The 20,493-nt window shown below is 69.2% G+C and carries 20 protein-coding genes; 3 read left to right on the top strand and 17 right to left on the bottom strand.

The annotated features are described in order from the left end of the window. Positions 1 to 3: 3 nt before the first annotated feature. The 5 genes from AC1ROD_RS12725 to AC1ROD_RS12705 all read right to left on the bottom strand — a co-directional run bounded on the left by AC1ROD_RS12725 (position 4) and on the right by AC1ROD_RS12705 (position 2,937). Complete coding sequence (locus tag AC1ROD_RS12725; protein ID WP_492948633.1) at positions 4 to 192, bottom strand: helix-turn-helix transcriptional regulator; 189 nt, start codon at positions 190 to 192, stop codon at positions 4 to 6. Positions 193 to 196: 4 nt separating this feature from the next. Then, a complete protein-coding gene (locus AC1ROD_RS12720; protein ID WP_492948632.1) occupies positions 197 to 637 on the bottom strand; it encodes a hypothetical protein in 441 nt (146 codons plus the stop codon). A gap of 85 nt (positions 638 to 722) precedes the next feature. Further along, a complete protein-coding gene (locus AC1ROD_RS12715; protein WP_492948631.1) occupies positions 723 to 1,952 on the bottom strand; it encodes a DNA recombination protein RmuC in 1,230 nt (409 codons plus the stop codon). Between the two features lie 37 nt (positions 1,953 to 1,989). Further along, the gene (gene recR / locus AC1ROD_RS12710; protein ID WP_492948630.1) at positions 1,990 to 2,607 is read right to left on the bottom strand and encodes a recombination mediator RecR; all 618 of its coding nucleotides are present in this window, start codon (positions 2,605 to 2,607) and stop codon (positions 1,990 to 1,992) included. Further along, positions 2,608 to 2,937 carry a YbaB/EbfC family nucleoid-associated protein gene (locus AC1ROD_RS12705; RefSeq protein WP_492948629.1) on the bottom strand — a complete coding sequence of 110 codons (330 nt, stop codon included), beginning with the start codon at positions 2,935 to 2,937 and terminating at the stop codon, positions 2,608 to 2,610. It lies immediately after the preceding gene. Between the two features lie 183 nt (positions 2,938 to 3,120). Here AC1ROD_RS12705 and AC1ROD_RS12700 point away from each other — a divergent pair, with 183 nt between their 5' ends. Continuing rightward, positions 3,121 to 3,732, top strand: coding sequence for a malonic semialdehyde reductase (locus tag AC1ROD_RS12700; protein WP_492948628.1), 612 nt, complete (start codon positions 3,121 to 3,123; stop codon positions 3,730 to 3,732). A gap of 135 nt (positions 3,733 to 3,867) precedes the next feature. Here the strand turns inward: AC1ROD_RS12700 and AC1ROD_RS12695 are convergent, their stop codons facing one another. From AC1ROD_RS12695 to AC1ROD_RS12675, 5 genes are all read right to left on the bottom strand, one after another. Then, positions 3,868 to 5,703 (bottom strand): DNA polymerase III subunit gamma/tau, encoded by a 1,836-nt coding sequence (locus AC1ROD_RS12695; RefSeq protein WP_492948627.1) that lies wholly within the window; start codon positions 5,701 to 5,703, stop codon positions 3,868 to 3,870. A 47-nt stretch (positions 5,704 to 5,750) separates the two neighbouring features. After that, on the bottom strand, positions 5,751 to 6,020 hold the full coding sequence (locus AC1ROD_RS12690; protein ID WP_492948626.1) for a hypothetical protein: 270 nt from the start codon (positions 6,018 to 6,020) through the stop codon (positions 5,751 to 5,753). A 78-nt stretch (positions 6,021 to 6,098) separates the two neighbouring features. After that, on the bottom strand, positions 6,099 to 6,521 hold the full coding sequence (locus AC1ROD_RS12685) for a DUF3597 domain-containing protein (RefSeq protein ID WP_492948625.1): 423 nt from the start codon (positions 6,519 to 6,521) through the stop codon (positions 6,099 to 6,101). Positions 6,522 to 6,627: 106 nt separating this feature from the next. Next, positions 6,628 to 7,482: an oxidoreductase gene (locus AC1ROD_RS12680; protein ID WP_492948624.1), complete on the bottom strand. Its 855-nt coding sequence runs from the start codon at positions 7,480 to 7,482 to the stop codon at positions 6,628 to 6,630. Positions 7,483 to 7,594: 112 nt separating this feature from the next. Continuing rightward, on the bottom strand, positions 7,595 to 8,278 hold the full coding sequence (locus AC1ROD_RS12675) for a sugar transferase (protein WP_492948623.1): 684 nt from the start codon (positions 8,276 to 8,278) through the stop codon (positions 7,595 to 7,597). A gap of 316 nt (positions 8,279 to 8,594) precedes the next feature. On the opposite strand from AC1ROD_RS12675, the gene AC1ROD_RS12670 reads away from it, so the two are divergent. Both AC1ROD_RS12670 and AC1ROD_RS12665 read left to right on the top strand, forming a co-directional pair. After that, positions 8,595 to 8,762 (top strand): hypothetical protein, encoded by a 168-nt coding sequence (locus AC1ROD_RS12670; protein ID WP_492034908.1) that lies wholly within the window; start codon positions 8,595 to 8,597, stop codon positions 8,760 to 8,762. A gap of 52 nt (positions 8,763 to 8,814) precedes the next feature. Further along, positions 8,815 to 10,104, top strand: a complete 1,290-nt coding sequence (locus AC1ROD_RS12665) for a bifunctional folylpolyglutamate synthase/dihydrofolate synthase (RefSeq protein ID WP_492948622.1) — start codon at positions 8,815 to 8,817, stop codon at positions 10,102 to 10,104. A gap of 58 nt (positions 10,105 to 10,162) precedes the next feature. Here the strand turns inward: AC1ROD_RS12665 and trxA are convergent, their stop codons facing one another. The 7 genes from trxA to AC1ROD_RS12630 all read right to left on the bottom strand — a co-directional run bounded on the left by trxA (position 10,163) and on the right by AC1ROD_RS12630 (position 20,395). After that, positions 10,163 to 10,504 carry a thioredoxin gene (trxA, locus tag AC1ROD_RS12660; RefSeq protein WP_207870453.1) on the bottom strand — a complete coding sequence of 114 codons (342 nt, stop codon included), beginning with the start codon at positions 10,502 to 10,504 and terminating at the stop codon, positions 10,163 to 10,165. A gap of 117 nt (positions 10,505 to 10,621) precedes the next feature. Next, a complete protein-coding gene (gene addA, locus AC1ROD_RS12655; RefSeq protein ID WP_492948621.1) occupies positions 10,622 to 14,131 on the bottom strand; it encodes a double-strand break repair helicase AddA in 3,510 nt (1,169 codons plus the stop codon). Continuing rightward, a complete protein-coding gene (addB, locus tag AC1ROD_RS12650) occupies positions 14,128 to 17,226 on the bottom strand; it encodes a double-strand break repair protein AddB (protein WP_492948620.1) in 3,099 nt (1,032 codons plus the stop codon). Before addB ends, addA begins: the two co-directional genes overlap by 4 nt. Beyond that, entirely contained in the window at positions 17,223 to 17,978 is a 756-nt protein-coding gene (locus tag AC1ROD_RS12645) for a nucleotidyltransferase family protein (RefSeq protein WP_492948619.1), read from the bottom strand. Before AC1ROD_RS12645 ends, addB begins: the two co-directional genes overlap by 4 nt. Next, positions 17,975 to 19,072: an N-acetylmuramate/N-acetylglucosamine kinase AmgK gene (amgK, locus tag AC1ROD_RS12640; protein WP_492948618.1), complete on the bottom strand. Its 1,098-nt coding sequence runs from the start codon at positions 19,070 to 19,072 to the stop codon at positions 17,975 to 17,977. The genes AC1ROD_RS12645 and amgK overlap by 4 nt, the downstream gene beginning before the upstream one ends. Continuing rightward, on the bottom strand, positions 19,059 to 19,544 hold the full coding sequence (gene tsaE / locus AC1ROD_RS12635) for a tRNA (adenosine(37)-N6)-threonylcarbamoyltransferase complex ATPase subunit type 1 TsaE (protein WP_492948617.1): 486 nt from the start codon (positions 19,542 to 19,544) through the stop codon (positions 19,059 to 19,061). Before tsaE ends, amgK begins: the two co-directional genes overlap by 14 nt. Then, complete coding sequence (locus AC1ROD_RS12630) at positions 19,541 to 20,395, bottom strand: 1-acyl-sn-glycerol-3-phosphate acyltransferase (protein WP_492948616.1); 855 nt, start codon at positions 20,393 to 20,395, stop codon at positions 19,541 to 19,543. The genes tsaE and AC1ROD_RS12630 overlap by 4 nt, the downstream gene beginning before the upstream one ends. Positions 20,396 to 20,493: the final 98 nt, after the last annotated feature.

The raw sequence follows: 20,493 nt of genomic DNA, 5'->3' as shown, positions 1-20,493 counted from the left end.
ATCTCACTCCGAGAAGATGGATTCGATGGGTTGGCCGAAGACCTTGGCGATCTTGAAGGCCAGAGGCAGGGAGGGGTCGTAGCGGCCTGTCTCCAGCGCATTGACGGTCTGGCGCGAGACGCCGAGGTGCTCGGCCAGATCGGCCTGGCTCCAGTTCCGCTCGGCGCGCAGGACCTTGAGACGATTGTTCATCGGGTCACCGCCGCTTCAGCCACCAGAAGGCCCATGCGACGCCGTAGCCGACGACCTGACAGCCCACCACGATGGCGGCGCCGATCATCAGCCCGGCCTTCACCGAGGCGTCGCCCTGAGGCCCCGTGCCGTAGAGCAGGGTCAGGAACAGGACGCCGGCGACGGCGAGACCGACGGTGGAGCCCCACCACCAGGCCCATTTGTGCGCCTCCTGCGCCGCCTCATCGAGGCCTTGCCACCATTTGAGGCTGGCCCAGAGACCGATCCCCATGGCGAAGGCCACGACGACCGCGACCAGCACGGCGCTGAGCCAGCTTCCGTCGGGAGTCGTGAGGCCGACAATCGCCGAACCGGCGCCCGCGACGCCGCCGGCCAGGGCGCTGACACCCATGACCCGGCCGTAGCGCGCCAACGGACCTTGCCGCCCGCGACCTTCCATAAACATGACAAGCACCCCGGTCTTTGTGACAAGGGTCTTTTACAACGCCGCCGAACGAAGTCAAGCGACCTTGTCCCCCCCCCCCCCCCCCTCAGATCAGCTTGCGGTCCTCGTCGGAGGCGATCAGTTCGGGACGGCTGATGCCGCGCGGCGACTGGTCGATGGCGGCCAGTTCGGGCAGGTCGCGGCCTTCGTGGTCGACCTGCAGGTCCTCGAAGCGGCGGGCCTGAACCATGACCTGGCTCTCCAGCGAACCGACGAACTGGTTGTAGCGGCCCACGGCGGCGTCCAGCGCCTTGCCGACCGAGGCGGCGTGGCCGCCCATCGCCGAGAGCCGCTTGTAGAGCTCCTTGCCCAGACGGGCGACCTCATCGGCGTTCCTCGACTGCTCCTCGGCCCGCCAGCCGTAGGCCACGGCCTTGCACAGGGCGAACAGAGTGGTCGGGGTGACGATGACCACGCGCGATTCCATCGCCTGGGTCATCAGGTCCGGCTCGTGATCCAGCGCCGCCGACAGGAAGGCGTCGCCCGGCACGAACATGGCCACAAAGTCGGGGCTGGGCTTGAATTGGTCCTGATAGGCCTTGGACGACAGCTGGCGGACGTGGGTCTTCATACTGGCGGCGGTGCGCAGCGAGGCGGCGCGGGCCTGGGCCTCCTCGTCGCCGTCCGAGGCGTCGGCGAAGGCCAGCGACACCTTGGCGTCGATGACGAACATGCCGCCGCCCGGCAGTTTGACGATGAAGTCGGGCCGCGACTGCCGGCCCTCGTCGTTCATCTCGGACGTCTGTTCGGTGAAGTCGAACCGGCCCGCCATCCCGGCGGCCTCAAGCACATTGCGGCAGGTCTGTTCGCCCCAACGGCCGCGCCGGCCGGTATTGCCGCGCAGGGCCTCGGTCAGGCGGCGCGCCTCGTCGCGGGTGGCGGTCGAAGCGGTCATCAGCAGCGACAGCTGTTCCTTCAGCCCGCCGGTCTCCTCGGTGCGCGCCTTCTCCAGCGCCGAGACATGTTCCTGAAACTTGGTCAGCTGTTCCGAGACGGGCTTGAGCTGGGCCTCGATCCGCTCGCGCGCGAACCGGTCCTGGGCCTGAAAAGTCTCGGTGGCGCGGGTGACCATCTGGTCGGCGACGGCCTGGGCCGACTGGGCGGCCTGGGCCTTCATCAGATCGGCCAGGGTGGTGCGGCTTTCCTCGACGAGGGCGATCCGGTCATTGGCCGAGGTCAGGGCCGCATTGGCCTTCTGCCAGCCCGTGAAGGCCCACAGAAACGCGAGCCCCAGAAGAAGGGCGAGGCCGGCGAGGATCGGGATCAGCATGTTCATGCTCCGTTCCTAGACGGAGTCGGGGCCGGCGAAAAGGTCAGGCCGGCCGTCGCGCCCGCAGCGCCTGGACGATGGTGCCGTCGTCGAGCCAGTCGAGGTCGCCGCCGACGGGGACGCCGCGCGCCAGGGAGGTCACCTCCACTCCGCTGCCGGTCAGCCGTTCGGCGAGATAGTGAGCCGTGGTCTGGCCGTCGACGGTGGCGGGCAGGGCCAGAACGACTTCGCGAACCCCGGCGCCGGTCTCATTGCCCGCCCTGGCCCGGCCGACGAGTTCGGCGACGCGCAGGGCCTCGGGACCGATCCCGTCGAGTGCGGACAGCAGCCCGCCCAGCACATGGTATTTGCCGCGGAAGGCGCCCGACCGCTCCATGGCCCACAGGGCGCCGGCCTCCTCGACCACGCAGATCAGGCCGTTGTCGCGGTTCGGGTCCGAACAGATCGAGCAGGGGTCGCGCGTATCCGGCGTGCCGCAGACCGAGCAGGACACGACCTTCTCCGCCGTCTCGGCCATGGCGGCGGCGAGCGGCAGCAGCAGCTGTTCGCGCCGCTTCAGGAGTTGCAGGGCCGCGCGCCGGGCCGAGCGCGGACCCAGCCCCGGCAGCTTGGCCAGCAGGGCGATCAGGCGTTCGATCTCGGGTCCGGCGGAGGCGGCCAATCAGAACAGCTTCGGCATGCCGGGGATGTTCATTCCGGCCAGGGGCCCGGCGGCCTGACGCATCAGCTCGCCGTTGATCTCATCCAGCCTGCGCTTGGCGTCGGCGTGGGCGGCGACGATCAGGTCGGCCAGGATCTCGCCCTCGCCGGACACCAGCAGGCTGTCGTCGATCTTCACGCAGGTGATTTCGCCGGCGCCCCTGAGGGCGATGGTGACGAGTCCGCCGCCGGAGGTGCCCTCGGCGGTGGTTTCGGTCATTTTGGCCTGGGCGTCCTGCAGCTTCTGCTGCATCGCTTGAGCCTGTTGCATCAGGGCGTTGAGGTCTTTCATGCCCCCTAGATAGGACGAAGCCGGCCATAGCGACAGAGGGGTGAAGACCGGAGAGTTCGCTCTTGCCAAATCGCCGGCGTTCGCCCAGCGAAACCCAGAATTGCCAAATCCTTGCTTGCAGTGCGGGCAAGGACGCCTATTTTGCAACCACGATTGTTGCTGTTTAAATCAGGACGCCTTCCAATGGCCTATGACGCCTCCACCCGCGACGCTGCGCTCGACGAGACCGCGCTCGCCCAGCTGTTCACCGAAGCCCGCACGCGCAACGCCTTCAGCGACCGCCCGGTCTCGACCGAGCAGCTGCACAAACTCTATGAGCTGACCAAATACGGCCCGACGGCCGCCAACAGCACCCCGGCCCGCTTCCTGTTCATCACCTCGCCCGAGGCCAAGGCGCGTCTGGCGCCCTTCATGTCGGAAGCCAACCGCGCCAAGACGCTGCAAGCCCCGGTCAATGTCGTGGTCGCCTTCGACAACGACTTCCACGAACACATGCCCCTGCTGTTCCCGCACAATCCGGGCGCCAAGGACTGGTTCGGCGACACCGAGGCCCGCAAGACGCCGGGCGTGCTCAACAGCTCGCTCCAGGCCGGCTATTTCATGATCGCCGCCCGCGCCCTGGGCCTCGACGTCGGCCCGATGATCGGCTTCGACGCAGCCGGGGTGAAGGCCGAGTTCCTGGCTGACAGCAGCTGGGTCCCGTCCTTCGTGATCAACCTGGGCTACGGCACCGACGAGAACCTGTTCCCGCGCTCGCCGCGTCTCGACTTCGACACGGCCGCGAAGATCCTCTGATCAAGTCCTCCCCCCCTGGGGGAGGTGGCGCGGCGCTCTTCGCGCCGTGACGGAGGGGGCGATCCAGACGCGGTTTGCGCGGCTAGCCCCCTCCACCCCTTCGGGGTCCCCCTCCCCCGTTGGGGGAGGATCACTTCAGTCGTCGTCGTCCTCGTCGCCGGCTTCGTCCGGGATCGACGGCAGGGCGACCTTGGGGGCCTCGACGATATTGGCGATCACCGTGCCCGGGAAGGCGGCCATGATCGAGGCGACGAAGGGGTCGGCCTCGACGGCGGCCCGCAGTTCGGCCCGGCCGCGCTTCTCCTGTTCGATCAGGGTCTCGCCGCCGCCCTGGCCGTTGGCGGCGATCAGCCAGGTGCGACCGGTCCATTCGCGCAGACGCGAGGCCAGACGCCGCGCCAGATCCAGCGGCGCGCCCTCAACACTCTCATAGACAATGGCGCCGGGCTTGAAGGATACCGGCTTGACGTAGCGCTGCACGTCCAGCTGCAGCCCGATCTCGCGCCTCTGGCCGATCAGTTCGACGGTGGCCTCGAAGGTCTGGGGATCCGGCAGGGCGGGCTGAGGGGCAGGACGGGGCGCGAGCGCCGCGGAAGCTCCGCCGCCACCGCCGCCGCCTCGGGACGGACCGCCGGCTCCGCCACCCAGCGGTTCGCCGTTCTGAAGCTTCTTGAGCGCATCCTCGGGCGCCGGCAGGTCGGCGGCGTAGGCGAGACGCACGATGATCATCTCGACCGCATCGGCCGGGCTCGGGGCGCGGCGCACCTCCTCCAGACCTTTCAGCAGCATCTGCCAGGTCCGCGACAGGGTCCCGGCCGAGATGGCCGCGCCCATGGCCGCGAGCGTCTTGGCCTGATCGGCCGGCAGGCGGGTCGCGTTCGGGCCCAGCATCTTCGCCACCGAGGCGGCGTGGCAGTGCTCGAGCAGGTCGTTGGTCACCTGAATGGGATCGGCGCCGTAGCCGTAGAGGGTCCGGAAGGTCTCCAGCGCCTCGGGCGTGCGGCCGCCCATGATCTGTTCGAACAGGGCGATGGTCTGGCTGCGGTCGGCCAGACCCAGCATGTCGCGCACGATCTCGGTCTTCACCGTCTCGCCGCGTTCGCCCTGAACCAGGGCCTGATCCAGCAGGGACAGACCGTCGCGGACCGAGCCCTCGGCGGCGCGGGCGATCAGGGCCAGGGCGTCGTCCTCGACCTTCATCCCCTCCTTCACGGCGATCCGGCCCAGATGCTCGACCAGCACCTCGGGCTCGACGCGGCGCAGGTCGAAGCGCTGGCAGCGGCTGAGGATGGTCACCGGCACCTTGCGGATCTCGGTGGTGGCGAAGATGAATTTGGCGTGCGGCGGCGGCTCTTCCAGGGTCTTCAGCAGGGCGTTGAAGGCCTGGTTGGACAGCATGTGCACCTCGTCGAGCACATAGACCTTGTAGCGGGCCTCGACGGGGCCGTACCGGACGCTCTCGAGGATATCGCGGATGTCGTTGACGCCCGTGTGGGACGCCGCATCCATCTCCATGACGTCCATATGCTGGCCGGCCATGATGGCGGCGTCGTGGACGCCATTGGCGCTGAGCTCCAGCGACGGGCGGTCGATGACCTCGGTCTGGTTGTTCAGGGCCCGGGCCAGCAGGCGGGCAGTCGTTGTCTTGCCCACCCCCCGGACGCCGGTCAGCATGAAGGCGTGGGCGATCCGGCCCGTGGCGAAGGCATTGGTCAGGGTGCGGACCATCGCCTCCTGGCCGATCAGGTCCTCGAAGGTGCGGGGCCGGTATTTGCGGGCCAGAACCGTATAGGCCTCGCCTTCCCCCTCGACGGGCGCGGGGGTGCTGACCGGGACGGGCGGCGGAAGAGGAGCCGGCGCGGCGGCGGGCGCAGGCGACGGCGCACCGAACATGTCGTCGGTGTTTTCGTCCCGCTCGGGAAGGTCTTCCTCCCAGGGGGGCTCGCCGGAATCAACGTCCACATCGCTCATGCGACCGTCTTACCGCGAGTAAGACGGATAGCGAACACGAGCGGGGTTCAATGCGCGATTTTGATCTCGGACTGGGCGGCGCCGATCGTCTCGTCCTCGCCCTGCACGAAGGCGTGGACGATCTGGATTTCTCGCCGGACCTCGGCCCAGGCCTCGGGCCGCATCCGACTGATCTTGCTGTCGTGAATGTCGGCCAGGGCGAAGATCTGGTTGAGATGGTTCAGGAACTCCGGATCACGCACCGTCAGGAGGGCGATCACGGCCTTGAGCAGATGGTCGGTGGCTTCCGCCTTGGCGGCGGTGTCGGCGGCGTTCATACACGGGCCTCCTTAAGGTCAGCCCATTGCAACCTCACGGACGCCATCCTGTTCCGTTAACGGTACGCTTTCGAACCCCTAGGGCGTCATGTCCCGGGGCAGCTGGCCGCCGTTGTCCACGATCTTCTGGATCACCTGTTTGTGCAGCCAGATGTTCATCGTCGCCGTGTCGGAAGTGTCGCCGGTGTAGCCGAGCTCTCCGGCCAGCTCCTTGCGCTCGGCCAGGGAGCTTTCCAGCCCGACCAGCTTCATCAGATCGACGATGGAGGTGCGCCAGTTCAGCTTCTGGTCGCGCACGCTGTTCTTGAAGTCGAGGATGCCGGCGACGTCCACCGCCATCGGCGTGGGAGCGGGCTGGGGCGCGCTGGCGACCGAGGCGTCGATCGGCGGAATGGCCGAGGGGGCAGGCGCCGGCGCAGCGACCTGGCCCGGGACCGGCGCGGCGGGCGGCGCCTCCTTCTTGTGGAAGATGCCGCCGAGAATCTTGCCGAGAATGCTCATGGTCCGCTCCTGCCGTCCGCGTGTGACGTTGAGCGACAGGAGCGAACGGGACGGCGGCGGGTTCCCGGCGTCAGGTCTTGGCCGGACCGTCGCTTCAGGACCCCGCTCAGCCCTCGCCGTCGGGGAAGTCGGCGCCCTCGGTGACCTCGGCCCAGGCGTCGAAGTCCTTCTTCATCATCTGGATCTTCTGGCGGCCCATGGCCAGGGCGGTCTTGCCGAGCAGCAGGCGCAGCGGCGGGTTGTCGGCCTCGACCGCCTGGATGATCGCCGCGACAGCCCGTTTGGGATCGCCCGGCTGGGCGCCGGAATAGCCGCGGATGGCGGCGCGGCGGGCGCCGGCGGTCTCGGCATAGTCGTCGATGGTGATGCTGGACTCATTGGCCGAGCGGCCGGCCCAGTCGGTGCGGAAGCCCGAGGGCTCGACGATCAGGACCTTGATGCCGAGCGGCGCGACCTCGGCCGACAGGGCCTCGGACAGGCCTTCGACCGCGAACTTGGTGCCGTTGTAGTGACCGACCGCCGGGAAGCCGCGCAGCCCGCCCATGGAGGAGATATTGACCACCGTGCCCGAGCGTTGCGCCCGCATGCCCGGCAGGACCAGCTGGGTCATGCGGATCAGGCCCCAGACGTTGATCTCGAACATGCGGCGGACCTCCGCCTCCTCCGCCTCCTCGATGGCGGCGAAATAGCCGATGCCGGCATTGTTCACGAGGACGTCGATGCGGCCGAAGCGTTCCTGTGCCGCCTGAACCGCCGCCTCGGCTTGACCGGCGTCGGTGACGTCCAGCTTCAGGGTCAGAACCTTGTCGCCGCCTGCCGTCGCCAGATCGGTCAGGTCGTCGGGATTGCGAGCGGTGGCGACCACCCGGTAGCCCTTGTCGATCAGGGCGACGGCCAGTTCGCGGCCGAAGCCGGTCGAACAGCCGGTGATGAACCAGACGGGGGTGGCGCTGTCAGTCATGGGAGGTCTCCGGGAGGGAGACGTTCAATTGGGAAGACGACCGCCGCCGTTCAACTTGGCTGTTGGGGCAAAGGCTTGAAAATTCATCCCCGGAACGGTCCGGCGAGACGCCTCAGTAGGCGTTGACGCGCTTCACCAGCATGGGAACGGTGCGCAGGATCAGCATCAGGTCGCTGCGGAAGGACCAGCTAGCGGCGTACTGGCAGTCGGCGTCGATGCGGCGGGCCATACAGTCCAGATCGTGGATCTCGCCGCGCAGGCCCTGGACCTGGGCGAAACCGGTCAGGCCGGGACGCACGGCGAAACGGTCGGCGTAGCGCGGCAATAGGGCGCCGTAGTGGGCGTCGTGGGCCAGGGCGTGCGGACGCGGCCCCACCACCGACATGTCGCCGAGCACGATGTTGAACAGCTGCGGCAGTTCATCGAGGCTGGTTTCACGCAGGAAGCCGCCGATGCGGGTGACGCGCTTGTCGTTCTTGCTGGCGTGTTTGATGACGTCGCCGTCCTCGGTCACCGTCATGGTGCGGAACTTCATGATCCGGAACACCTTGCCGCCCTGACCGGTGCGGCGCTGGCGGAACAGGACCGGGCCCGGCGATTCCAGGGCGACCGCGACGGCGATGGCGATCAGGGCCGGCGCCAGGACAATCAAGGCGCCGAGGGCGCAGAAGACGTCGAACAGACGCTTGAGCATCATGGAGAGACGGCGGCGGGCGGAAATCACGGGAGCGGCGCCCGGAGCCGAAGGGGCCGGACGGGAAGTGGGACGCAGATCGGACGACACGGTGTCGAACATGCCCCTCGCTAACCTCTCACGCGCCAAAACCAGTTACCGACATGTTAAGCCGCGCCCGATGGTGCAGTGCAAGACGAATCCCGCGACCGACGAAAAGAACGAGGGTATGTTACAATTGAAGCACAGTTCTCTCACAGCAAAGCCTCTGAAAAAACAGATATTTTCAGCCTTGCTGTCCCATTTTTGGAATGGCGCGCAGAACCAGCCGAAGGCGGCCTGAAACCTTAACGCGGGCCGCCGGACGCTTAACCACGCCCTTTACGAATATCTCAATGTCGTGACCCCAGGATGACCCTGTGTTGGGGAGTTCTGTCTGATGCGGGCATCCGCCGAAAAACTGCATGTCGGGTTTGAGGCCGCTCCGGCGGTCGTCGCGAAGCGCCGTCCGCGCATCGCCCTCACCTCGCCTCTGATCGCCTTCGGCGCGGCCGCGCTCGGCTCGGTCGCGGTCTGGGTCGGCGTTTTCAAACTCATCCTGGGCTAAAACCTCGCCTTCCACCGTGGGCGACCCGGGCGTGATTGCGCTAGGGTGATCCATGGACCCGATTTCCGAACGCCTGCGTCTGCGCCACCCGCAGAAGATCGATCTGTCGCTGGACCGGATGCGGACCCTCTGCGCGGTCCTCGGCAACCCCCAGCTTCGCCTGCCTCCCGTCGTCCATGTCGCCGGCACCAACGGCAAGGGCTCGACCGTCGCCTTCATCCGCGCCATGGCCGAGGCGGCGGGCCTCAGGGTCCACGCCTATACCTCTCCCCATCTGGTCCGCTTCAATGAGCGCATCCGCCTCGCCGGCCGGCTCATCGAGGACGAACAGCTCAACCCCATCCTCGACCGGATCGAGGCCGTTCGCGGCGTCGAGGCGACCGTGTTCGAGAGCACCACGGCCGCGGCCTTCGTCGCCATGGCCGAGACTCCGGCGGATCTGGCGATCATCGAGGTCGGACTGGGCGGGACCCTGGACGCCACCAATGTCATCGAACGCCCGCTGCTGAGCGTGATCACCCCGGTGGACATGGATCACGCCGAGTTCCTCGGGACCTCGATCACCGGCATCGCCGCCGAGAAGGCCGGCATCCTCAAGGCCGGGGCGCGCGGCATCGTCGCCCGCCAGTCCGAAGAAGCCATGGCGGTGATCGAGGCCGTGGCCGGATCGTCCGTAAACGGACAACCCTCCCCCCTGACCGTCATGGGCGTGGATTTCGACGCCTGGGGCGAGCGTGGCGGCATGGTCTATCAGGATCAGGAGCGGTTCCTCGACCTGCCGGCCCCGGCACTCGCCGGGGGCCACCAGATCGACAATGCGGGCCTGGCCGTGGCCGCCGCCCTCGAGCTGGACCTGCCGGAGGCCGCCATCGTCGAGGGCCTGGGCAAGGCGGTCTGGCCCGCCCGGATGCAAAGGCTCACCACCGGCCCCTATGGCGAGAAGGCCCGGGCGGCGAGCGCCGAGCTGTGGCTGGACGGCGGGCATAATCCCCACGCTGCGCGCGCCCTGGCCGCCGCCATCGCCCTGCGTGAGGCCCGGGCGCCGATGCCGCTGGCCCTTATCGTCGGCATGCTGGCCAACAAGGATTCCGCCGGCTTCTTCGAGGCGCTGAAGGATTCGGGCGCCCACGTCTTCACGGTCGCCTTCGACGGCGCGGCGGCGGATCCGGAAGCCCTGGCGGCGGTCTCGCGCGGTCACGGACTGGGGGCGCAGGCCGCCCCCTCGGTGGAGGCGGCGCTGGACCGGGCGCTCAGGCTCGGCGCCGGACGCATCGTGATCTGCGGCTCGCTGTATCTGGCCGGCGAGGTTCTGGGCGCGGCGCCCGAAACCTGGCCGAAATAGCAAAACGCCCGGCGGTCGCGGGACCGCCGGGCGTTCGATATCAGTCAGCGGTCAGAAATCAGGCGGCGGTTGAGGCCTTGATGCCGCTTTCGGCCAGCCATTCGACGATCTTGCCCTTGGGCATGGCGCCGACCTTCAGCGAGGACAGCTGGCCGTCGCGGAACAGCATCAGCGTCGGGATGCCCTTCACGCCCAGCTTGGACGGGGTCATCGGGCTATCGTCGATGTTGACCTTGGCGATGGTCACCTGACCGTTCAGCTCGTCGGCGATCTGTTCCAGAGCCGGGCCGATCTGCTTGCAGGGGCCGCACCACTCCGCCCAGAAGTCCACGAGGACCGGGGTGGAGGATTTCAGGACGTCGGCGTCGAAGCTTTCGTCGGTGACTTTTACCGTCGCCATTTTATGGCTCCTTGGGGCGCTAGCGCTCGGTCCGCGGGACCTCGCTGCTTGAGCGCGGGGTTGGTGTGATGGTCGAGGGTGACCGTTGGTGCAGATGTGGGGTGATTCCCGGCCAGTTCAACGGGTGTTTAGCGCCGCCTCCATCATCGCCTCGGGGACCGGCATCAGCTTCGGCCCGTCGGTCCAGACCAGGGCCGCCTCGACCGCGCGATCCGGATAGAGCCGCTTCAGCACCGCCGCATAGACCGCCAGCTGCAGCACATAGGCCGGGTCGGCGCCCTCGATGGCGTCGGGAGCCGGGCGGTTGGACTTGTAGTCGACGACCAGCACACGCTCGGGCGTGATCACCAGCCGGTCGATCCGGCCCGAGATGGAGACGCCGTTCAGTTCGGGAGCCGAGCCGGTCAGGGCGACCTCCGCCCGTGAACCGGGACCAAACACGGGCGCGAACCGGGGATCGTTCAACACCCGGAAGGCGGCGTCGATCATCTCGGCTCTCTGGACGTCGTCGAGGCCGCGTTCGCGCGCCAGCATGCGGACGGCGGCGTCGGGCCGATCGGCGGAGGCGATCTCGGGCAGCCGCTCCAGCAGCCGGTGGATCAGGTCGCCGCGCCGGAACCGGCCAAGGCCGCCCGTCTCTGCTAGGGGCGAGGGCGCGGGGATGCGCAGGGCTTCGTCCATCTTGGACGGCGCCGCCAGACGTGCGCCGGGCTCAGGCGCGGGCGAGGTTCGGGCCCAGTCGGGGACGATGGCGGCTACGGCCTGTTCGGTCGCGATGAGCGGAACCGTTTCCGGATCGACGCCGTAGCGCAGGACCCTCTCACCTCCGGGCCCGGAGATATCGCGAACTGAACCCGGCTGCGTCTCGCCCAGCCTCTGGACCGTCTCGGAGATCACACTCCACCAGCTCTTGTCCTCATAGCCGACCTCAGGCCGCTTCAGGGCGCGGCCCATGACGATCAGCCGGTCGCGGGCCCGGGTCAGGGCGACGTAGAGCAGGCGCAGGGCCTCGGCGTCGGTGCGGTCGATCCGCGCCTGCCGCGCCCGGGCCGAGGCCTCGCAGTCGTCGCCCGCCCGGCCCGGACACATCAGCCAGCCTTCGCCGAGCTCGGGACGGTTCTGATCGAACAGGGCCGGCATCAGGGTGGGCCCTTGCGGCTTCGACCGCGACGTCGTGTCCGGCAGGATCACCACAGGCGCCTCCAGCCCCTTGGCGCCGTGGACGGTCATGACGCGGACCTCGTTGCGCGCCCCCTCCATCTCGCGCTTGACCTCGACGTCCGCCGCCTCGAGCAGCGACAGGCAGGTCTCCAGATCGCTCCCGCCGCGCTGTTCGGCGTTCAGGACCTGGGCCAGGGTCTCGTCAATCGCCTCCTCGGCCTCGCGACCCAGCCGGGCGAGGATACGCGCGCGACCCGACTGACCCGTCGCATCGACGCGGTTCAGGACGCCGGAGAAGAAGGCGAAGGGATCGCGATCCCGGTCGGCCAGCGCCGCCTGCAAGAGGTCGCGCGCGCGGCTCCACTGCGGATGCTCATGCGCCCGCCGCTTCAGCTCGCTCCACAGACCGCGCCCTTCCCGCCCCTTGGCGTCCGCCAGGGGATAGAGGCTGTGCGCGTCACCGAAGTCCGTCACGTCGCATAGGGGGCTGCGGAGGATCTCGGCCAGCGACAGGTCGTCCTCCGGATAGAGGGCGAAACGGGCCAGGGCGATCAGGTCGTCGAAGACGATATGGCTGGACAGCTTCAACCGGTCGGCGCCCGCGACGGGCACGCCTTCGGTCTTGAGCGCCCGGATGATCTCCTCGAAGGTCGCGTCGCGGCGGCGCACGAGAACGAGGAAGTCGCCGTATTTCGCGGGCCGAAGACCCGTACCGCGCTCATGAACGGCGACGCCGCTCTCGACCTGCCGCTTGACCTCACGCGCCAGGGCCTGAGCGAGGCGTTTGCGGCCGCTGAAGCTGCCCTCCTTGTCGACCGGGGCGTTCCAGGCGGGCCGGTCCTCGGCCGCCGGATCCTCGAACAGGGGCCACAGGTCGACACTGCCGCGCTGGCCGACGCGGGCCGCGCTGTGGACGGTGATGTCGCCGGTCTCGCCCGCCAGAGCCCGGGTCCGCTCCGGACCGACGAAGGCGGCGTCGACGAACTTGAGCACGTCCTCGGTCGAGCGGAAGGAAGTCTCCAGCGGCACCTGCCGGAACTGGCCGCCGGCGTCCCGGATCTGGCGCTCATAGGCCTGGGCCTCGATCAGCAGCCGCTCGGGCCGGGCGCCCTGGAAGGAATAGATCGACTGCTTCTGGTCGCCGACGACGAAGACGCTGCGAGGGGGCGCACTCTCCGGCACAGGGCCGCGCCGCTCGGCTCCCGCGCCGACGAAGAACTCCTCGGTCAGGGCCTTGAAGATATCCCACTGCTCGGGCGCCGTGTCCTGGGCCTCGTCGATCAGGACGTGCTCGATGCCGCCGTCCAGCTTGAACAGCACCCAGGCGGCATTGGCCTTCTTCGTCAGGAGCTCGACCGTCTTCACGACCAGATCGGAGAAGTCGAGCGCGCCGCGCCGCCGCTTGGCGATGTCGTAGAGGGCGGCATGGGCCTGGGCCAGGGTCAGGGCCTTGACCGTGTCGTCCGCCACCCGCGCCGCGCGCAGGGCGTCGCGCACCGACAGATATTTGAGCTGCAGATCGACCAGGAATTCGACAGCCCAGGGCGGGGCCGACTTCGTGCCCATGCTCTTTCGCGGTTCGCCCGCCGTGGTCAGGAAGATCGGGGCCATGGCCGCAACCGACCAGTTGGCCGGTGAGACGGCGTCCATTGAGGCCGCCACCTTCTGATCATTGGCCGAGCCCGTGGCCATGCCGTCAGCGACCCGCTCCCATTCCGAACCGTCGATCCAGTCGAGGAAGTCGCCCTCGATATCATCCGGCGTCCGCTCCGGATCGGCGCCGGTCAGGGCGTGCGGCGTCGGCGCCTCGCCGGCCTGAACCCGGGCGATATAATCGGTCAGGGCGCCGCGCTCGTTTTCGATCTTGCCGAGCAGGTCGTGGAAGGAACCCCAGTCCAGTTCGACCGCGAAATGAGCATAGGCCTGACCAATCGGGCCGTCCGGGTCGGCCAGGGCCGCCCGCGCCAGATCCTCGCGCGCCTCGTGCGACAGGGAGATGGCCGCCTCGTTCTCCAGTACGCGGAACCCCGGCGAAACCCCGGCCTCAAGCGGGAAGCGTTTGAGCAGCTTTTCGCAGAAGGCATGGATGGTCTGAATCTTCAGCCCGCCCGGCGTCTCCAGCGCGCGGGCGAACAGACGGCGGGCGTCGGACAGGTTCGCGCCGGTCAGGGCCGCCGGATCGCGGCCGTCCAGCTTGGCCAGCTCCTCGCTGAGTTTGCGGTCGTCGGCGACGGCCCACGCGCCCAGCTTCTCGAACAGCCGCGCCTGCATCTCGGCGGCGGCGGCCTTGGTGTAGGTGACGCACAGGATCTCGCCCGGCTCGACCTGACGCAGCAGCAGCCGCGCCACCCGGTCGACCAGGGTGGTGGTCTTGCCCGATCCGGCGTTGGCCGTAACGAAGACCGACAGGTCGGGATCGGCCGCCGTGACCTGATGGGCGCGCGCCTCAGCGAGAAGATCGGTCATTCCGACGCCTCCCCTTCCTCGCCGCCGACCACGTGCCATTCCCAGACGCGGGCCAGATGGTCGTAGTTGCCGCCGAAGGTCCCCATGAACTGGGGCGCCAGCCAGGAAGCGTAAGGGGTCGTCTCCTCATCGAAATGGGCGACCCATTCCTTCAGCTTCTCGAAGGCTTCGTCGGCGAGGGCGGCGGCCTCCAGAGGCTGGTTCTTCGAGGTTTTCGAGGCCTCGATCACCACGCCCGGAACCTTGCGGCCCGTGACGCGGACATAGAGCAGTTCGGTCGCCTCGGTCGGCGGGGCCTCGGCGAAACCGCCCCCGGCCAGAATCGCGGCGGTCAGGGTCAGCTGGGGCGAATAGCCCTGGGCCACCTGTTTCACGCTGGGCGTGCCGCCGGTCTTGAAGTCGATGACGGCGGCGCCCGTGGCGTCCAGCTCGATCCGGTCGGCGCGGGCGGTCAGAACGAAGTCGCCACCGGGCGCCGGGAAACGCACCCGGCCCGACTGCTCGATCAGCAGGGTCGCGCCGCGCGCGCGTCGCTCGCGTTCCCAGTCGGCCAGCCACAGGGCACAGTTACGGGCCAGCGGGGCCTCGCGGGCCATGACGTGGTCCTCGAACCCGGCCTCGGTCATGGCCTCGCGGATGAAGCCTTCGATCTGGACGGCGCAGTCGGACGGCAGGGCCTCGGGCCAGGTGACGACGATGCGTTCGATGGCGGCATGGATCGCATTGCCGCGGGCCATGGCCTCGGCGTCGGCGCCCGGCCGGTCGAGCTTCTTCAGACCAAGGATGCGCTGGGCATAGACGGCATAGGGGTCGCGGACCCAGCGTTCGACGCCGGTCACCGGCATCTCGCGCGGGCGACGATCGACAGGTGGGGTCGGGGCCGGACGACGCGCGTAGCGGGCCGGACCCGGCGGCGGGGCGTCCAGCGCACGGGCGATCCCGGCCGCCGCCAAGGGCCGTTCCAGCACTACCGGCGTGGCTTCGCTGTTCGCGCCGCGCGTCAGCATCTCCAGCCGCCACAGCCAGCGCGACTTGACCGCAGGCTGGCCTCCGCGCCGATCGACATGGACGAGGATCGCCTCATCGGCGCAGGCGGCCTGAACGAAGTCCTGCGCCGTCTGGCCCAGACGCCGTTCAGGCGGCGGCAGGCCGAGGGCTTTCCGCATCGGCCGCGAGAGGAAGGGATCGGTCGGCGCCGGGCCCGGCCAGACGCCTTCCTCCAGCCCGGCGAGGATCATCCGGTCGGCCCGCACCAGCCGGGCCTCGATAGCTCCGAGGATGCGCAGGGACGGATGGGTCGCGCCGCCGGTCCGCACCGTGGCGCCGGCCAGCAGGCTCTGGATCAGCTCGGCCAGTTCGGCGGGCTTCACTTCGCCCAGCGCCGCCCCGCCCTCAATCAGACCGGACAGGACCGAGGCCGCGTTCTCGCCGTCAGGACCGGCCCAGGCGTCCTGTCCGGCCATGGCCTCGATCAGTCGGGTCAGGGCGACGGCGGCGGCCTCCAGCGAGGCGGCGGGCGTGAAGACGGCGATGGCTTCGGCGGACAGGACCTCCAGCCGGTCGCAGAGTTCGCGCGCCTGACCCAGTCGTTTCAGCCGGTGTTCCGACGGCGGGTTCTGCCCTTCGCGCGGCTCGGCCGCGCGTTGCAGATTGCGATGCAGATCGGTCCAGCGGCGCCCGCGCGGCCCGCGCAGGGCGTATTTCTCAAAGGCGCGGACGGCGGCGTCCGCCTCCTCCATCTCGATGCGAACCAGCGGATGCTTGAGCAGGGCGAGGATGGTCTGCGGCTTGAGCGGATCGGCGATCCAGCGCGCGGCCAGATCGATCAGCACACCCGCAGGCATCCGGGACAGAGGCGCGCCGGACGAGGAGTCGGGCACGATCCCCCACCGCTCCAGCCGCGCCGCCACGCGTCGCCCAAGGTCGAGATCGGGGGTGACGAGGGCGCAGGTCTTGCCCGGAACCTCAAGCGTCTCGCGCATCATCAGGGCGAGGGTCGCCGCCGCATCCTCCTCGGCGCGCAGGGTCATGACGCCGAGGTTCTCAAGCCCCAGCGCGATCGGATCGGCGCCCTGCACGGGCGCGGCGGCCTCGCGGATGCGCCGGATCTCATCGCGCCAGTCGCTGGTCGCACGGGCCGGTCGCAGGGCCTCATTGATCAGCCGCGCCCGGGCCAGACCGCGCGCCTGAACGGCAGGCGCGGTCGGCAGCTGGAACCACGGCCGCACAGCCTCACGTTCGACCTCCGCGAAATCGAGCAGCCGCCACAGGGCGTTCTGAGGATGCTGTTCCTCATCGCCCAATGTCGCCCAGACGGCGGGGTCGAGGTTCGCGTCCAGGCCGGGGATGACCACGCAACCCTGCGGCGCCTTCGCCACCGCCTTCAGCACGGCGGCGGCGGCCGGGGCCGAACCGGTCGAACCGGCGGCGATGACCGGCCCGGTGGGCGGCGCCTCGTCCCAGCGCTGGGCCAGCAGCCGCAGCAGCTTCGCCCGACGCTCGGCCGGGTCCATCAGTCCCAGAGCCGCCAGCCGGTCGGGCCAGGCCTGAACCGCCAGCCCCAGAAATTTCGCCGAGACCTGCCAGTGCTCGGCCAGATCGGCCTGAACGAGCCCGCCGATCGCCGACAGGTCCGCGATCTCCTCGATCTGGCAGGAATCGAGGAAGCCGGCGAAGGCGTCGGCCAGCTCCAGCGCCCGCAGCGGCGTCAGGGCGTCCTCGAACTCGTCCTTCAGGTCCTCGGCGATCATCCGCGCCATCTCGAACCGGCGCGTCAGGGGGGCGATGGCGGGCGGCAGGTCGAGGCCGATCTCGCCCGGCGCGAAGGGCGGCTCATCCTCCTCCAGATCGCCGAGCGGCCGCACCTGCGGCAGCAGGATGGGCCTGTCGCCGCTCAGCCGCGACAGGGCCGCGCCGAAGGCCCGGGCCGCGCGCCGGTTGGGCAACAGGATGACGGCGTCGCTCAGGGTCTCGGGCGGAGCGTCGCCCAGCCAGTCCAGCACCCCCGCCGCCAGATCCTCGAGGAAGGGCCGGTGGGCCGGAATCGTCAGCCAGCGTGGACCCGCGCCCGCGAAGGGATCAAACCGCCCGGTCATTTGTCTCGCGAAAGCCGCGCCTCGGCGACGTCGCGGGCCTCGGGGTCGCCGACGTGCATCCAGTCGCCCTCCATGACGAGGCCGTACAGCCGCCCTTCCGCCTCCCAGCCGCCCCACAGGCCGCCGCCCGCCGGGAACAGGCCGAACTCGGTTTCGGGCCAGGCGAAGATCGGACGCGGATCGACGATGTGGACGCCCATATAGTTCAGCGGGGCGCTGGCGGCCTTCGCCGTGCGCCGGGCTGTGAGCTTGCCGTCATCCGCCTGCATGAAGTCGCCGGCGCCGTCGAAGCCGGTCGTGCGCGCCATATGGGCCAGCAGCAGCCGGCAGCTCATCCGTTCCGGATCGAAGCCGGCGCAGAGGTCACGGATCGCCGTCGCGGGCGGTTCCTGATCCTCGATCCAGACGCTGTCGATATTGGCCACAAGGATGGGCGCCTGGCCCAGATGCGCCGCGGCCGCCTTGATGCCGCCGCCCGTCTCCAGCGGCAGGGAATGCTCGCGTTCGTCGGAGATGACGATCTCCAGCGGGCCGTCATAGCCGCCCAGATGGGCGATCAGACGGTCGGCGAAGGCGTGGGCGTTGACCACGGCCCGCTCGACACCCGCCTCGGCCAGCCGGGCCAGGGTGTGGTCGATCAGGGCCTGGCCGCCGACCTCGACCAGGGCCTTGGGCCGGTCGTCGGTCAAGGGCCGCATCCGGGTGCCGAGCCCGGCGGCCAGCACCATGGCGGTCTTCGGCACGGCGCTCATTTACGGCTCTCCGCCGGGACGTATTTGTCGAACCAGGCCGCGACCGTCTCCAGCCCCGGCTGTTTCAGATTGGCGTTCAGATGGGCCCACATGCGCGGCATGAAGGCGGCGTATTTCGGCTTGTGATCGCGCACGATCAGACGCGCGAAGATGCCGAGGATCCGCGCCTCGTTCAGAGCCGCCAGACCGGCATAGGCCTTCATGAACTCGACCCTGTCGAGCTCGGGACGCAGGTCGAAATAGCGATCGAGCGCGAGCGCTTCGAGCGCCGGAGAGACGTCGCGCCGCGCATCCTGAAGCAGGGAGTGCAGATCCCAGGAGGGGTGAGCCCTGACCGCGTCCTGGAAGTCGATCATCCCGACCCGGGCGGCGCCCTCGCGCTCCGGCAGCCAGATCAGGTTCTCGGCGTGATAGTCGCGGTGGGCCATGACGACGGCGCCCGCCTCCCCCGCCGCCGTGATCGGCGCCCAGGCCTCGGCCCATTCGGCCAGAGCCGTCGCGTCGAATGACAGGGCCGCATCGAGCTTCGGCAACCATTCGACGAACAGATCCGCCCCGCCCTGCAGCGCCGTGGCGTCATAGGTCAGCAGCGGCCAGTCCCCGCCAGGACCCGACAGGACCTCGGGCGGATTGCCCGCATGGTGCAGCCGGACCAGAGCCTCGATGGCGGCCAGATAGAGCGGCGTTTCATCCTCGCCGGCCTCGATCACCCGGGCGAACAGGGCGTCGCCGAAATCCTCCAGCACCGCCAGCCCCTCGGGCGCGTCCAGAGCGGGCATGGCGGGCGCCGACAGGCCCAGACCGCGCAGATGGTCGGCGACGGCCGCGAAGGCCTCGACCCGCCCGGCCGACAGGCGGGCGACCGCGTTCCAGCCCTTGGCCTTGCGTTCTTCCGGCGACCACGACGGATCGCACGGCGGGCTCTCCGCCGCCGCGACCTGATCCATCAGCATCAGGGAGGTCCCGTCCGTCGCGGTCAGCCGTTCATAGCGCCGCGTCGAGGCGTCGCCCGGCAGGGGCGCACGCGCGGCGTCCCCGAGCCCTGCGGCCTTGAGGAAGTCGAGACGCTGAAGCTCACGGTCAGGCGAAGGCATGGTCGATTCTCGTTTCCCACGATCCTGCGGCAAGAACGGTCGCAAGACGACCGGCGGTTTCGGGATCGTCACCCTCTTCCGAGAGCGTAATACACAGGCGGTTCTCGCCGATCAGCCAGCTGACGTCCTCGCCGAGCCGCTCGGGCCATTCGACGAGGGCCACGCCGTCGTCCAGAGCCTCGTCCAGCCCGATCTCGAAGGCCTCGTCCGCGCGGCTCAGACGGTAGAGGTCGAAATGGGCCACCGGCGGGGTGGTCTCGTAGAACTGGACCAGGGTGAAGGTCGGAGACGGCACATCCTCGTGCGGTCCGGCCAGGGCCCGGATCAGGCCGCGCGCCAGGGTCGACTTGCCCATACCCAGCGGCCCGTACAGCAGGACGGCGTCGCCCGGCCGCAGCAGGGGAGCGATGCGGGCGCCCAGCGCCGCCGTGGCCTCGGCGTCGGCGAGGCTGATCGTATGGGAAGCGCTCACGCGAACTCCGCGTCCGGCTGGCTGGGCAGGACCCGCTCGGTGAAGGCCTTCAGACCGTAGGTGGCCTTCGCGGCATCGATGTCGAGCCGGGTCGGCGGGATCGGCAGGCCGACCTTCAGCTGGAAGGCCTTCTTCCGCTTGTTGAGCAGTTCGTGGAACAGGGTGATGTCGCGCAGCTCCTGCGAGACCTTGTCGAACAGGTGGAACAGGGTCGAAGTCGGCCCCGCCACATGGATCGGCACCACCGGCGCATCGTATTTGCGCGCCATGGAGGCGGCCGTCGGCGCCCATTCGGGATCGGTCACCGAGCCGTCCTTGCCGACCCGGGCCAGACGTCCGGCCGGGAACATGACCACGCAGCGCTCGCCCTCGAAGGCCTGTTTCGCGGCGTCGAGGGTGGCGCGGGTCTTTTCGCGCGTGCGCTTGTCGACCACCCACTCGACCGGGATGACGATCTCGCCCAGACGCGGCGAGACCCGCAGGGCGTCGGCGTTGGCGAAGAAGATGGCGTCGGACCGCCGCTGCTTGATGGCGTCATAGACCGCGACTCCGTCGGCGATGCCGGTCGGGTGGTTACAGACGATGATGCAGCGGCCCGTCGCCGGGATCCGTTCAAGGTTCAGGGTCGAGACCTTCAGGTCCAGCAGGTCGGACATATAGTCGAACGCCCCCTGCCCCGAGAGACCCTTGACCCCCTCGGCCATTCGCCGCGCGGCCTTGTAGTTGAGCAGCTTGTAGAGGGCCGGCCGCACGATCGGCCAGGCCCAGGAGCGCGTCAAACGCGGCGCGCGCTCGGCGATCAGCACATCGCAGATATGGGAGTCAGCTGTAGCGGGAACGGAGGAATCCATGCGCGCCGGTTGTCGCCGGATCGGGGCGCGGGAGCAAGCGCGGCGACGCGCGCCGTTTCACCGTAACAGCAACTTTCGCGCCGGAGGCGACGGTGCTA

It is taken from the genome of Brevundimonas sp. GW821-FHT12E07, assembly GCF_058807035.1.
The sequence above is the reverse complement of the archived record's forward strand: the minus strand, read 5'-3'. Positions and strand labels throughout refer to the sequence as shown.